General features: G+C 66.5%; 12 protein-coding genes. 4 read left to right on the top strand and 8 right to left on the bottom strand.

All coding sequences use genetic code 11. The features are described 5' to 3' along the window. Positions 1-186 precede the first annotated feature (186 nt). Positions 187-1,518, bottom strand: coding sequence for an Nramp family divalent metal transporter (locus tag N7573_RS21740; protein ID WP_279913485.1), 1,332 nt, complete (start codon positions 1,516-1,518; stop codon positions 187-189). A gap of 116 nt (positions 1,519-1,634) precedes the next feature. Between N7573_RS21740 and mntR the strand changes: the two genes are divergently transcribed. Then, positions 1,635-2,105 carry a manganese-binding transcriptional regulator MntR gene (mntR, locus tag N7573_RS21735; protein WP_014647435.1) on the top strand — a complete coding sequence of 157 codons (471 nt, stop codon included), beginning with the start codon at positions 1,635-1,637 and terminating at the stop codon, positions 2,103-2,105. 67 nt (positions 2,106-2,172) lie between these two features. Here mntR and N7573_RS21730 read toward each other — a convergent pair whose 3' ends face one another. From N7573_RS21730 to N7573_RS21720, 3 genes are all read right to left on the bottom strand, one after another. Next, positions 2,173-2,721 (bottom strand): thioredoxin-like domain-containing protein, encoded by a 549-nt coding sequence (locus tag N7573_RS21730; RefSeq protein ID WP_279913484.1) that lies wholly within the window; start codon positions 2,719-2,721, stop codon positions 2,173-2,175. Further along, positions 2,711-4,870 (bottom strand): TonB-dependent receptor, encoded by a 2,160-nt coding sequence (locus N7573_RS21725; RefSeq protein ID WP_279913483.1) that lies wholly within the window; start codon positions 4,868-4,870, stop codon positions 2,711-2,713. Before N7573_RS21725 ends, N7573_RS21730 begins: the two co-directional genes overlap by 11 nt. A gap of 259 nt (positions 4,871-5,129) precedes the next feature. Further along, positions 5,130-7,016 (bottom strand): autotransporter outer membrane beta-barrel domain-containing protein, encoded by a 1,887-nt coding sequence (locus tag N7573_RS21720; RefSeq protein ID WP_279913482.1) that lies wholly within the window; start codon positions 7,014-7,016, stop codon positions 5,130-5,132. On the opposite strand from N7573_RS21720, the gene N7573_RS21715 reads away from it, so the two are divergent. Continuing rightward, positions 7,003-7,521: a hypothetical protein gene (locus N7573_RS21715; protein ID WP_279913481.1), complete on the top strand. Its 519-nt coding sequence runs from the start codon at positions 7,003-7,005 to the stop codon at positions 7,519-7,521. The genes N7573_RS21720 and N7573_RS21715 overlap by 14 nt on opposite strands. A gap of 346 nt (positions 7,522-7,867) precedes the next feature. On the opposite strand, the gene fabR is transcribed toward N7573_RS21715, so the two are convergent. Then, positions 7,868-8,524: an HTH-type transcriptional repressor FabR gene (gene fabR / locus N7573_RS21710; protein ID WP_005409961.1), complete on the bottom strand. Its 657-nt coding sequence runs from the start codon at positions 8,522-8,524 to the stop codon at positions 7,868-7,870. A gap of 92 nt (positions 8,525-8,616) precedes the next feature. Between fabR and N7573_RS21705 the strand changes: the two genes are divergently transcribed. Both N7573_RS21705 and N7573_RS21700 read left to right on the top strand, forming a co-directional pair. Then, entirely contained in the window at positions 8,617-9,687 is a 1,071-nt protein-coding gene (locus tag N7573_RS21705) for a ferredoxin reductase (protein WP_279913480.1), read from the top strand. 11 nt (positions 9,688-9,698) lie between these two features. After that, a complete protein-coding gene (locus tag N7573_RS21700) occupies positions 9,699-10,847 on the top strand; it encodes an acyl-CoA desaturase (protein WP_088026244.1) in 1,149 nt (382 codons plus the stop codon). Positions 10,848-10,852: 5 nt separating this feature from the next. Here N7573_RS21700 and N7573_RS21695 read toward each other — a convergent pair whose 3' ends face one another. Genes N7573_RS21695 through N7573_RS21685 form a run of 3 tightly spaced genes read right to left on the bottom strand, consistent with a single transcriptional unit; the run spans position 10,853 to position 12,389 of the window. Then, on the bottom strand, positions 10,853-11,188 hold the full coding sequence (locus tag N7573_RS21695) for a tetratricopeptide repeat protein (RefSeq protein ID WP_008267331.1): 336 nt from the start codon (positions 11,186-11,188) through the stop codon (positions 10,853-10,855). Then, entirely contained in the window at positions 11,188-11,763 is a 576-nt protein-coding gene (locus tag N7573_RS21690; RefSeq protein ID WP_121503492.1) for a flavin reductase family protein, read from the bottom strand. The genes N7573_RS21695 and N7573_RS21690 overlap by 1 nt, the downstream gene beginning before the upstream one ends. Continuing rightward, positions 11,760-12,389: a superoxide dismutase gene (locus N7573_RS21685; protein ID WP_049462787.1), complete on the bottom strand. Its 630-nt coding sequence runs from the start codon at positions 12,387-12,389 to the stop codon at positions 11,760-11,762. The genes N7573_RS21690 and N7573_RS21685 overlap by 4 nt, the downstream gene beginning before the upstream one ends. Positions 12,390-12,474: the final 85 nt, after the last annotated feature.

The following is a 12,474-nucleotide window of genomic DNA, read 5'->3' as shown; positions in this document are numbered from 1 at the left end:
GCTGTTCGCGCGGTGATGGAATGAGTCGAGCATGGCTCGACTCTATAAGGGCATCCACGCATGGCGTGGATCTGCTGGCGGGATTTGCTTTCTGTAGAGTCGAGCCATGCTCGACTGCTTTGCGCGCGGTGTGCGATGAGTCGAGCATGGCTCGACTCTACAAAGGCATCCACGCATGGCGTGGATCTACTGGCCGCTGAAGGTATCCACCAGCAGCTTCACGTTCAACGCCACGATCACCAGTGCGATCACCCAGGCGATGCGGCCCAGCCAGCGCGGGGCCACCAGCGCGCCCATCGTCACTTTGTCGGTCACGATCCGCACCAGCGGGATGATCGCGAACGGCAACTGCATCGACAGCACCACCTGGCTCAGCACCAGCAGCTTTACCGCGCCCTGGTCGCCGAACAGCATGATCACCACCACCACCGGAATGATCGCCAGCGCCCGCGTGATCAGCCGCCGCAGCCACGGCGGCAGACGCAGGTGCAGGAAGCCTTCCATCACGATCTGCCCGGCCAGCGTGGCGGTCACCGTCGAGTTCAGGCCCGAGGCCAGCAGCGCAATTGCAAACAGCGTCGCAGCGGCGCCCACGCCCAGCATCGGCGCCAGCAGCTGGTGCGCCTGCTCGATGTCTTCCACATCAAATCGGCCATTGGCATGGAACACCGCCGCCGCCAGGATCAGGATGCTGGCGTTGATGAACAGTGCCAGGGTCAGTGCAAGGGTGCTGTCGGTCACTGCCCAGCGCAGCGCGCTGCGTCGGCCTTCATCGGTGCGCGGATAGGCACGGGTCTGCACGATGGACGAGTGCAGATAGAGATTGTGCGGCATCACCGTGGCACCAATGATGCCGATGGCGATGTACAGCGCGTGCGGATCAGTTACCACCTGCGCGCGCGGAATGAACCCGCCCAGCACTTCCATCACCGGCGGTGCGGCCAGCGCGATCTGCACCATGAAGCAGCCGAAGATCACCATCAGCAATGCGATCACGAAGGCTTCCAGCGCACGGAAACCGCGGTTCATCAGCAGCAGCACCAGCACCGTGTCCAGGGCAGTGATCACCGCGCCCCACAGCAACGGCAGGTCGAACAGCAGCTTCAGCGCGATCGCGGTGCCGATCACCTCGGCCAGGTCGCAGGCGATGATCGCCGCCTCGCACAGCGCCCATAACGCCAGGTTCACCGGCTTCGGGTAGCGGGCACGGCAGGCCTGGGCCAGGTCCATGCCGGTAGCGATGCCGAGCCGCGCCGACAGCGCCTGCAGGATCACCGCCATCAGGTTGGAGATGAGGATGACCGACAGCAGCAGGTAACCGAAGCGCGAACCACCGGCGAGGTCGGTGGCCCAGTTGCCCGGGTCCATGTAGCCGACCGAAATCATGTAGCCCGGGCCGAGGAATGCCAGCAGGCGGAACCACCAGTGGCCCTTGTCGGGCACCGCCACCGAGGCGTTGAGCGCACCCAGGCTGGCCGGGGTGGAGGCCGAGGGGTCGCGGGATGCCAGGGTGTTCATGGCTCCGAATATAGCTCCTGCTATAGTCATTAGCAATGTGAAACAATCGTCTTTATCGCGTTACTGGTCCAGAATTCAGGTTCAACACCGGAACAACCGGAAGGACAGGCGCAGGCGTGGGCAAGACCGACGATTCGACATCGCTGAAAAGCACCCCCTTGATCGAGGCCGAGCGCCAGGTCGAGAGCTTCCGGCAAGTGCGCGAGGCGCACCGGATGGAGCTGGTGGAGGACTATGTCGAACTGATTTCGGATCTGCTGGCCGACGGCGGCGAGGCCCGCCAGGTCGACATCGCCACCCGCCTGGGCGTAGCCCAGCCCACCGTGGCGAAGATGCTGCGGCGACTGGCCCGGGATGGCTGGGTGGTACAGCGGCCGTACCGCGGCGTGTTCCTGACCCCGGAAGGCGAGGCGCTGGCGCATGCCAGCCGCCAGCGGCATCAGACCGTGGAGCGTTTCCTGCTGGCGCTGGGCGTGGACGCGGATACCGCGCGGCGCGATGCCGAGGGTATCGAGCACCATGTAAGCGAGCAGACGCTGGCGTTGTTCGAAGCGTTTGTGCGCAAGGCCGAGGGCGAGGCGCCGTAACGGTAGCGCCGGGCCATGCCCGGCGGCTGTTCGCGCGGTGATGGAATGAGTCGAGCGTGGCTCGACTCTACAGATCGGGCGGACAATGGGCCTGCTGCTGCGCGCACGCCCGTTTCGTCCATTCCTTCAACACAGGCTGCAGGCCTTCATAGCGGCGCCCGTGCCAGCCATTGGCAAGTACATTCCCGTCTGCATCGATCAGCACCAGATTCGGCGGTGCCAGCCCGGCCAATGCCTGCAGTGCCGGCATGAGCGCGGCGCGGCGCGGGTCCAGCACCGGCCACGGCATCTCCTGCGCGTGCATGTAGCGGCGCAGCGCGGCCTCGCTCTCATCCAGGCTGACGTACACCACTTCGGTATCGGCGCCGGCCTCGCGCAATGCGTCACGCACGCTGCGCAGTGTGGGTACGAAGGCATGGCAGGGCGCGCACCAGTCGGCGCCGAAGTACAACGCCACCAGCTTCGGTGGCGATGACCATTGCATCGGCCGCAGCGAGCGCTGTTCCGGCCGCATCAGCGAGGCCGAGACCTGCGCGTGCAGGTCCGCAGCCATCGCCGGTGCGGCCAGCAGGACGGCACAGGCCAGCAACAACGCTCGTAGTGGATCAGAACGCATAGCGCAGGTTGACGTACCACGAGCGCGCGAAGCGCGGCCCATAGACATAGTCGCTGTCCCGCAGCGCGCCCACTTCCAGATCCTTCTGGCGCTGGTCGAACACGTTCTTGACGCCTGCGGCCACCGACACTTCCTGCTGCGCCTGCGCGCCCAGGTGACGGTGCCAGCGCGCACCCAGATCGGTCACCAGGAATGAACGCGTGCGGTGCAGTTCGCCCAGCCGGTTGTTCAGCACCGACATCGGCCCGGTGTGGCGCAGCGCGACGAAGGTCTCCCACGGCTCGGCCGGCATCCAGCTGAGCTGGGCCAGGCCGGTCCAGCGTGGGGTCTTCAGGTAGTCCCGGCTTTCGATCACGGTGTCGCCGCCGTCGCCGGTGTCGTCGAAGATGCGCTGCGGTTCGCGGAAACGCGAGCGGTACCACGAGGCACCCGCGGTCAGGCGCCACTGCGGCGACGGCTGCCAGCCGAGGTTGGTTTCCGCGCCCAGCACGTTGGAACCGGACGCGTTGTAGCGCAGCTGACTGAGCTGTCCGTCATCGCCGCGCTGGATCTCGCCCAGTGCGAAGGTGTCGCGGATGCGCGCATACGAGGCGGTGGCATCCCAGCTCCACACCGGATTGGCCGGGTCCGAGCGCCAGTCGAAGCCGAACAGGGTGGTCAACGCGCGCTCTTCCTTCAGGCCGTCGGTGTTGCGCACGCGCACCTGTTCGCCACCCAGCGTATCGACATGCACATCCTCAACGAAGATCTCTGGGGCACGGAAGCCGGTGGCAATGCCGGCGCGCCACTTCAGGTTGGGCGTGGCCTGCCAGGCCAACGCGATGCGTGGCGAGAACACCGCGCTGTCCAGCTCCGAGCTCTTGTCCACGCGCGCACCCAGCACCAGGTCGACGTTGTCGCGCAGGCTCCACTCGTCCTGGATGAAGGCGCCCAGGTTGTGGAAGGTAGCGTCCTCCAGCACTGCCAGCCGCTGGCCGTCACCGGTGCGGTTGTCGTCGCGCAGCGCCTCGTGCTTGTACTGCACACCGAAGGCCAGCGCATGCGCGCCCAAGCGCCAGTTCAACTGGCTGTCGATGTAGTGCAGCGGGTTGTGGGTGCGGCCGTACTGGCGCCACGACCGCGAGGCCGCGCTGCCGGCCACGTTCGGGTCCAGCTGCGACGGGTCATAGCCGGGCGCAGACGGATCGGTGACCACGTCGCCCAGGCCGCCATAGAAGCTGTCACGGTCGATGTCGGCGAAGGCATAGGCCAGGCGGAAATCGACGTCGGCATTGATCTCCTGATCCCACGACACGCTGCCTCGGCGGTACTTCGTATCCAGCGATTCGGCGATGTTGGCCAGGTATTCGGGCTGGTCCAGGCGGTTGCCGCCGCGGCGGGTTTCATCGGTCACCTGCAGGTCCAGGCGCAGCCGCATGCCCGGCGTGGGCGCATACCAGGCCTGCAGCCCGCCGACCTTGAGGTTCTTGCGGGTGATCTCGGTGTAGCCGTCACCGTTGTAGTCGATGCCGCTGTTCCAGTTGCGCTGGGCAATCACCGACAGCCCTGCATCGGCGTCCTTGGCCACCAGGTCGAGGCGCACATCGGCATTCTTCTGCGGCGTGCCTTTCAGCACATCCACGCCGGCCTGCACATGGCCACCGCTGCGCGCCGGCAGTGGCGGGATCAGGTTGATCACACCGGCCACCGCGCCCGGGCCGTACAGCGCCGAACCGCCACCCTTGACCACTTCGATGCGGTCGACGAACCCAGCCGGAATCTGTTCCAGGCCGTACACGCTGCCCAGCGTGGACAGTAGCGGGATGCCATCGAACAACAGCTGGTTGTAGGCGCCGGGCAGGCCCAGCAGCTGTACCTCGCTGGTGTTGCAGTTCTGGCAGTTGCTTTCCACGCGCAGGCCGTTGATCAGCTCTGCGGCACGCGAGAAGTCAGTGGCCGCGCGCAGCGCGATGTCTTCCTTGCGCAGCACTTCGGTGCGGATCGGGACATCGGACAGCAGTCGTTCGCTGCGGGTGGCAGTGCTGACCTTGACCTGCACACGGTCCAGCTCGGTCGGCTTTGGTGTGGCTGCCAACACGGGCAACGGCAGGGTCAGGGCGATGGCGGCAGCCAGAGGCAGCCGGCGGGAAAAGGGTCTGGAAACGGGCATGAAGGCGTCGTCCTTGGGAGAGGAAAGGCGGCGAGGGCGACCTGGCTGACGCATATGAAAGCAGAGGGTCATAGATATAGCAACGGCTATATAAATAAGTCCGTGCAATCACGAAGCCGGAAGCAGGATCAGAACATCGAGGACGACAGTGTTATAACATTACAAATCAACGCCAGAACCCTGCCGGATGTCATGCCCGGCAGGGTGCGATCGAAATCGAGGAACGCCGCCCCGGTCTGGCCCCGGGGCGGCGAGGGGCTTACCAGGCGGCGCGCAGGCCGACCTGGGCACCGTGGTTGCGATAGCCGCTGTCGCCACGCTGCACACGCAGGTCACCCCATGCGCTCCAGCGCTGGCCCAGCTGCAGCTGGGCACCAGCCTGCACTTCGTAGCGGTTCTCCGGCGTCTTCGCGCTCAACGACTCACTGTTGAAGCGCATGGCCTCATCGCGCTCGCCACGCAGCCAGTTCGCCGCAAGGAAGGGCTGCACGCGGTTGCCCTGCAGCGTGCCCTGGCCAAACAGGCGTACGCCGAGGCGGCTGTTGAGGCCGCCGCCGCGACCATCCTCGACCGTAGTGCCATTGTTTTCGACCAGGCTGTCACCGTCGTAGTCGGTCCAGGTCAGCTGCGCCTGCGGCTGCAGGTACAGCGTGCTGGCCTCACTGCTGCGGATGGCCCAGGCATATCCGGCTTCCAGCGACGCACTGCGGGTCCTGGAATCGTAGGTCTCGCGGGCGATGCCTTCGCCCTGCACCTCGTTGTCGAAGCGTGCCGCCTGCAGCCAGCCGTCCACATACAGGCCGGCACTGCTCTGTGCATCCTGCACCCAGCCCAGGTAGACACCGGCCGACTTGCCCTTGACCTTGCCGCGCGTGCCATAGCCGCTCAGCGTCGACACCGCCTGCGTGGTTGCCTCGCCGGTGCCGAGCATCACGCCGACCTGGCCACGGCCATCGCCCCAGCGCCAGACATCGCTGCCCAGCTGCAGGGTGTTGATGTGGGTACGGGCGTCAACCTGGCCGGCCACGTTCGCCTGCAGCTGGTCACGCCCGGCGCGCACCCAGGTGCCGATGCGGGCGCGGTCGAAGCCGGGCTCGCCGCGGTCGTGGCGGCGCAGCTGGAACATCTGCACGGCCGCGGCCTGGTTGGCCAGGTACGCGCCCGGCTCCGGACGCAGCACGGGGACCGGATCGACGGGATTGACCGGATCCACCGGATCGACCGGATCGATCGGGTCAACAGGATCGACCGGATCCACCGGACCAGTGCTCTGGCACTCCGGCAGCGCCGGATTGATGTCGCACGGATTGCCGGTGTAGGCCGAGGTCAGGTACCAGTTGCCGTTAGTCGCGCCCGGAGTGCCCTTGCGCAGGAAATACTCGTACATGCCGCCGATGGCACGGCCCTGCAGCGCGAGGTGACCATTGCTGGCACCGTCCACCTGCATCAACGGAATGCCATTGACGGTTTGTGCGCCAGCGCCGGCAATGTTGTTGACGGTGACCTGGGTGGTGCCGCTGGTATTGCCGGTGACATGCACGCGCGAGCTTGCCGCGTCGTCGCCGGCCAGTACCGTGTTGAAGTGCAGGGTGCCGCCATTGCCGGTGTAGTTGCCGTTGACGGTCAGCTGCGGATAGGCCGCCGTACCCGCGGCACCGAGGAAGATATTGCTGCCTGCACCCAGGGTAAGGTTGCCGGTGTTGCTGTCGCCGGACAGCGTCCAGCGGCCGCCCTGGTCGACGATGACGTCGGCCGGGCCGAGGATGCGGCCGGTGAGGTCGAGGCCGTCAAGGAAGCGCAGCGTGCCGGTGGCGGTATCGGCGATGGTGAAGTTACCGGCCAGCGTGGAAGTTCGGCCGCTAAAGTCGAACCGGGCACCTGCATTGGCCTGCAGGAGGTTGCCGTTGCCACCCTTCAGCGTGGCGCCGTTCTGCACGATGAAGCGGTTGACCTGCGGAGCTGAGCCTCCGGCTTGGGCGCTGAGCGCTGCGCCAGCGGTTCCTTCCACGGAGGAGCCATCGACAAGTACGTACCACCCATCCGGGCCCATGGTGGGTTGGCCGCCGGCGTTGAGTCGGCTGTAGATGCCATCCTGCGCGCCGACAACAGAAGAACCGCTGCGCAGCTCCAGAATGCCCGCCAGCATCTCGACGCCGTGCACATTGCCAGCAAAGGCCGTCGATGAGGCACGGATGGTTCCGCCGCCCGAAATGCGCGAAGCCGTGAAAGGACTTTCGACGCGGCTGTTTGAAATGGCGATGACTGTGCGCGCCGATGCCGGGTTGGACAGTAGTGCACTGGTGTTCAGGCCGACCAGCGTGCTGCCTCGGATGTCGCCGACGGAATCCGTCAACGTGACCTGGCCGGTGGATGCGTTGCTGAGGGTGAGTGTCGAATCCTGCGAATTTACTGAGCCGACTCGAGTGCCGTCGACGGTCAGCTGCGAATTGCCACGGAGCGTGAAGTTCTGCCCGACCCATACATGGCCCGGAACGACCGTAGCGGACGCGCCGTTGGTCAGATCAACGGCCGCGGCCTCCATGGAGGGCACGAGAATCAGCCCGGCGAGTGCAAGTGCCAGCCGTGATCGGACAAGCGTGGAAGGAAACTTCGACGTGAACTGCATCATGCGCATGGGTGTTTCTCCTTGAAGCTCATTGGGGTGGACCCGCGTCCGCAGGACCGGAGGCGGCACTGTGCGGATCGGGTCTTGCCTGGGCCATGCAATTAATCTGAAACGACTGCAGCGGCACTTGCCGGATTCAAACCCCGTTCAATAACTCACCAAACTGAATGGAGCGCGTGGTCTGAATAATTCAGCGTGCGTGAGAGCGCAGTGAATGGCGCGTGCAGGATGCTCAAGCTGCGCATCTGCAATCTAAATCCGTGACAGCGGCCACAGTTCATCGGCGCCGTGGCGCTGCGTGGCGGGCTTCATGGAGCTGAGGCGGGTCAGAGCCCTTTCCTCTGGAAAGGGGCCCGACCCAGGGGCCTCGATCAGCCGCGGCGGAACGCGGCGGGGGTACGGGCGCCCACGATGATCATGCGGATCATCGTGGAGATCTGTTCAACCAGCTCCGGATCCTTCTCCGGTGGCAGGTCCATGGCGGTGGCACCCATCGCGAACACCAGCCGGGTGATGGCCTTGGCCACCAGTTCCGGGGCATGCAGTACGGCGCCATCCAGTGCGGCCAGCCGCACCAGGTCGTGCTGCAGCTCTTCCTCGAAATAGTGCAGCTCGCGTTCGACCGCATGCTTGAAGTCGTCCGAGCCGACCGCGCCCTCGCGCAGCAGCACGTGCAGCAGCTTGTCGTCGGCGCGCAGCTGCTCCATGAAGGTCTCCACCGAGACCCGCACCACGCTGGTGGCGGTGGAGGTGGCGCGCTGCCGGGCCTCGCCGATGATGGTGCGCAGCGAGCGGCCGGCCGCATCGATGAGCGCCACGGCCAGTTCGTCCATGTCGCGGAACTGCCGGTAGAAGCTGTTCGGCGCGATGCCGGCCTCACGCGCCACTTCGCGCAGGCTGAGCGTGGACAGGCTGCGGTGCGGCCCGATCAGTTTCAGGGCGGCTGCCAGCAGATCCTCGCGGCTCACCGTACGGCGGGCCGGGCTGTTGGCATCTTCGGGCGTCGACAAAGCGGTGGCGGCGGCCATGGGGGTTCCGGTGGGGCGAGGCTGAATCATACCCAATCCGGTTCAATATACACATGTATACACAGGTGTATGTGCGCCCGTATAGTGCGCCCATGAGCGCTGTCGTCCGTCCGTCCCTGTTCTCTCCATACCGCTGGGTCTCGCCGTCGCTGTTCGATTTCTGGGCGGGCCAGCTCAATCCCCTGTGGACCCTGCGCGAGCCGGTGGCCCGCCTGGTCCGGCGCGAGCCGGCCGGCGAGGGCGCGGCGACCCTGGTCCTGCGCACCAACCGGCACTGGGCCGGCATGCGCGCTGGCCAGCACGTCACCCTCGGCGTCGAGATTGAAGGGCGCCTGTGGCAGCGCAGCTACAGCCCCACCACACTGGGTCGGCGCGAGCTGGCGATCACCGTCAAGGCGGTCGATGGCGGCCGGGTCAGCCAGCATCTGGTCAATCATGCGCAGCCGGGCGAACTGTTCCGCCTCGATGCCGCCTTCGGCGAATTCCATATGCCGGCCGCGGCGCCAGTGCTGCTGCTGGCGGCCGGCAGTGGCATCACGCCGATGCGCAGCCTGCTGCGCGACACCTGCCAGCGTCCGCTGGCGGCGCCGGTGGACCTGTTCTACTGGGAGCGCACCGCTGCCCATCTGCAGTTCCGTGATGAACTGCAGGCGCTGGCCGCAGCGCATCCGAACCTGCGCGTGCACCTGCTGACCACCCGCGAGGGTGAGGTGCCGGCTGCGCGTATCGATCGCCACGACCTGCTGGTGGCCGGCGATGACACGCCTCTGGCGCAGCGCCATGTGCTGGCCTGCGGCCCGGACGGCTTCGTTGCCGCTGCGCGCGAGCGTCTGGCGCACCAGGTGGCCGGCTTCCAGGCCGAAGCGTTCACACCGCCGGCGCCGCTGCGCGATGCCAGCAGCGAAGGTGAGGTGTCGCTGACGCTTGCGCGCAGTGGCCGCCAGCTGAGCGTGCCGCGGGGCCGCTCGCTGCTGGAGAGCCTCGAAGCCCACGGCATCAAGCCCAAACACGGCTGCCGCATGGGTATCTGCAACAGCTGCAGCTGTGACCGCGTCAGTGGCGCCACCCGCCACCTGCGCACCGGCGACCTGCAGTCCGAATCGGCACAGCCGGTGCGGATCTGCGTGAGCGCACCGACCACCGACCTGACCCTGGATCTCTGAGGACGCCTGCCATGACCCGCGCTACCGACCGTGCCCTGAGTACTGCCGAGATGCATGCCTTCGGTGAGGAACTCGACGCGATCCGCGACCGTGTGATCGGCAGCCTCGGCGCCTCCGATACCCGCTACATCCGCCGCGTGGCCGCCGCCGTGCGCTGGTTCGGCGTGGGTGGCCGTGGCCTGCTGTTCCTGGCGGCGTTCTCGCCACTGTTCTGGATGCCGCTGCTGTGGCCGGCCGCGATCACCGGCACGCTGCTGCTGGCGCTGTCGAAGATCCTGGAGAACATGGAGCTGGGCCACAACGTCATGCACGGCCAGTTCGACTGGACCGGCGACCCCAAGCTCAACGGCAACACCTACGAGTGGGACATCGTTGCCACCGCCGACAACTGGCGCAAGACCCACAATTTCCGCCACCACACCTACACCAACGTGCGTGGCATGGACGATGACATCGGCTACGGCCTGCTGCGCATCTTCCCGGAACAGCGCTGGAAGCCGTTCTACCTGCTGCAGCCGATCATCGCGCCGATCTTCGCGCTGCTGTTCCAGTGGGGCGTGGCCGCGCAGGACCTGCGCCTGGGCCGTTGGCTGAAGGGCCGCATCAGTGGCCGTGCGATGTGGATGCAGACCCGCCCGGTGGCGCGCAAGATGCTGCGCCAGGTTCTGAAGGACTACGTGTTCTTCCCACTGCTGGCCGGCCCGTTCTTCCTCACCGTGATGCTGGGCAATCTGGTGGCCAACGGCCTGCGCAACATCTGGACCTATGTGATCATCTTCTGCGGACACTTCACCGCCGAATCGGAAACCTTCCCGAAGGAGTGCCTGCGCAATGAGTCGCGCGGCCATTGGTACCTGCGCCAGCTGCGCGGTTCGTCGAACATCAGTGGCGGTTTCCTGATCAACGTGCTGTCGGGCAACCTCAGCCACCAGATCGAGCACCACTTCTACCCGGACCTGCCGGCCAACCGCTATGCGGCCATCGCCAAGGAAGTGAAGGACATCTGCCGCCGTTACGGCCAGCACTACAACAACGGCTCGCTGCCGCGCCAGTTCGGCCAGGTGGTCTGGCGCATCCTGCGCCACGCGTTCCCGAGCAAGCCGCGCCGCCTGCCGATGTCGGACATCATGTCCGCACCGGCATCGGCCAACGCGGGCTGATCGACTCAGCCCGCCTTCGCCAGGGCCGCCTGTTCGCGGTCCAGGCGACGCAGGAATACCTGCATTTCCTTGCGTGCCTGCTGGTCGCCCTTGCTGCCGGCCACGCTCAGCCCGCGTTGCCACGCTTCGCGCGCCGCCTGCGGCTGGCCACTGGCCAGCCAGGCCTTGCCCAGCAGCTTCCACGCCGCCGAATACTGCGGATCAAGGACCACGCAACGGCCCAGATGGGTTGCCGCGCGCACCGGGTTGCCGGCATCCAGCCAGCCCTTGCCCAGGCCGAAGCGCAGCAGCGCGCCGTCCTTGCCGCTGGCGAGCATGCATTCCAGAGCCTCGATGTTCATCAGCGCACCTCCACCAGCAGCTCGGCCGGTCCCGGCTGGAAGCGGCCGCGATGGAACAGCAGTGGCGCGCCGCCGTTCTCGTGCACTTCGATGATGCGGCCGGCCAGCAGCAGGTGATCGCCCACCGGCCACTGCGCATGGCGGGTGCAGGTGAGATGCGCTACCGCGCCCGCGATGCGTGGCGGGGCGTCCTCGTCGTCATCCAGCAATGCGAGGCCGTCGAAGCGGTTGCGTACCTGCGGATCGGCAAAGCGCCGGGCCAGTGCTTCCTGGTCGGCCGCCAGCACGCTGATCGCAAAGCGGGTGGCGCGCTGGAAGGTGGACAGGCTCTGCGCGTGCAACGCCAGGTTCCACAGCACCAGTGGCGGCTGCAATGACACCGGCACGAATGAGTTGATGGTCAGGCCGACCGGCTTGCCCTGCGCATCGCGCGCGCAGACGATGGCCACGCCGGTAGGAAAGTGGCCGAGCAGCCGCCGCAGGGCACGCGGCGGCATCTCGACCGACGGCACCGGGGCCGGGGCGGGGAAGACCCCCGCCCACGGCCCGGCGTACGGCAGTGTCTCGCCGCTCATGAGGCCCGGGCCTGGCGGTAGCGCCGGCCGACCTCGGCCCAGTTGATGATGTTGAAGAACGCACCGATGTAGTCCGGGCGGCGGTTCTGGTAGTGCAGGTAGTAGGCGTGTTCCCAGACGTCCAGTGCGAGGATCGGGGTATTGCCGGACAGGCCGACCGTTGCACCCATCAGCGGGCTGTCCTGGTTGGCGCTGCTTTCAACCTTCAGGCGGCCGTCGCGATCGCTGGTCAGCCAGGCCCAGCCACTGCCGAAGCGGGTCTGCGCGGCCTTGGTGAAGGCCTCCTTGAAGGCATCGAAGCCACCCAGATCGCGGTCGATGGCGGCGGCCAGCTCATCATCGGGCGTGCCGCCATTGGCGCTGAGCACGGTCCAGAACAGGCTGTGGTTGGCGTGGCCACCGCCGTTGTTGCGGACTGCGCCACGCTGCGCCTCGGGCACTGCATCGAGGTTGGCGATCAGCGCCTCGACCGGCTGCTCGGCGATGCCGGCCTGCTCGATGGCGGCATTGAGGTTGTTGACGTAGGTCTGGTGGTGCTTGCTGTGATGGATTTCCATCGTGCGCGCATCGAAATGCGGCTCGAGGGCGTCATAGGCATAGGGGAGCGGGGGAAGCGAGTACGACATCGAAGCAATCTCCGTGGGGAAGGCCAAGGGGGCTGACCGTGGGGAGACTGTTATCGCACCTCAACATTGGTTGAGGTCAAGAGAT

Origin of the sequence: Stenotrophomonas sp. GD04054 (assembly GCF_029836955.1) — a bacterium.
Taxonomy (GTDB): domain Bacteria; phylum Pseudomonadota; class Gammaproteobacteria; order Xanthomonadales; family Xanthomonadaceae; genus Stenotrophomonas; species Stenotrophomonas maltophilia_A.
Note: the sequence above shows the minus strand (reverse complement) of the source record. Positions and strands in the feature narration are given on the sequence as shown.

Excerpts from the sequence above, each read along its gene's own strand:
- N7573_RS21740 (WP_279913485.1), bottom strand. The coding sequence starts at position 1,518 with ATGAACACCCTGGCATCCCGCGACCCCTCGGCCTCCACCCCGGCCAGC.
- N7573_RS21730 (WP_279913484.1), bottom strand. The coding sequence starts at position 2,721 with ATGCGTTCTGATCCACTACGAGCGTTGTTGCTGGCCTGTGCCGTCCTG.
- N7573_RS21725 (WP_279913483.1), bottom strand. The coding sequence starts at position 4,870 with ATGCCCGTTTCCAGACCCTTTTCCCGCCGGCTGCCTCTGGCTGCCGCC.
- N7573_RS21715 (WP_279913481.1), top strand. The coding sequence starts at position 7,003 with ATGCCCGCCAGCATCTCGACGCCGTGCACATTGCCAGCAAAGGCCGTC.
- N7573_RS21720 (WP_279913482.1), bottom strand. The coding sequence starts at position 7,016 with ATGCTGGCGGGCATTCTGGAGCTGCGCAGCGGTTCTTCTGTTGTCGGC.
- fabR (WP_005409961.1), bottom strand. The coding sequence starts at position 8,524 with ATGGCCGCCGCCACCGCTTTGTCGACGCCCGAAGATGCCAACAGCCCG.
- N7573_RS21705 (WP_279913480.1), top strand. The coding sequence starts at position 8,617 with ATGAGCGCTGTCGTCCGTCCGTCCCTGTTCTCTCCATACCGCTGGGTC.
- N7573_RS21700 (WP_088026244.1), top strand. The coding sequence starts at position 9,699 with ATGACCCGCGCTACCGACCGTGCCCTGAGTACTGCCGAGATGCATGCC.
- N7573_RS21695 (WP_008267331.1), bottom strand. The coding sequence starts at position 11,188 with ATGAACATCGAGGCTCTGGAATGCATGCTCGCCAGCGGCAAGGACGGC.
- N7573_RS21690 (WP_121503492.1), bottom strand. The coding sequence starts at position 11,763 with ATGAGCGGCGAGACACTGCCGTACGCCGGGCCGTGGGCGGGGGTCTTC.
- N7573_RS21685 (WP_049462787.1), bottom strand. The coding sequence starts at position 12,389 with ATGTCGTACTCGCTTCCCCCGCTCCCCTATGCCTATGACGCCCTCGAG.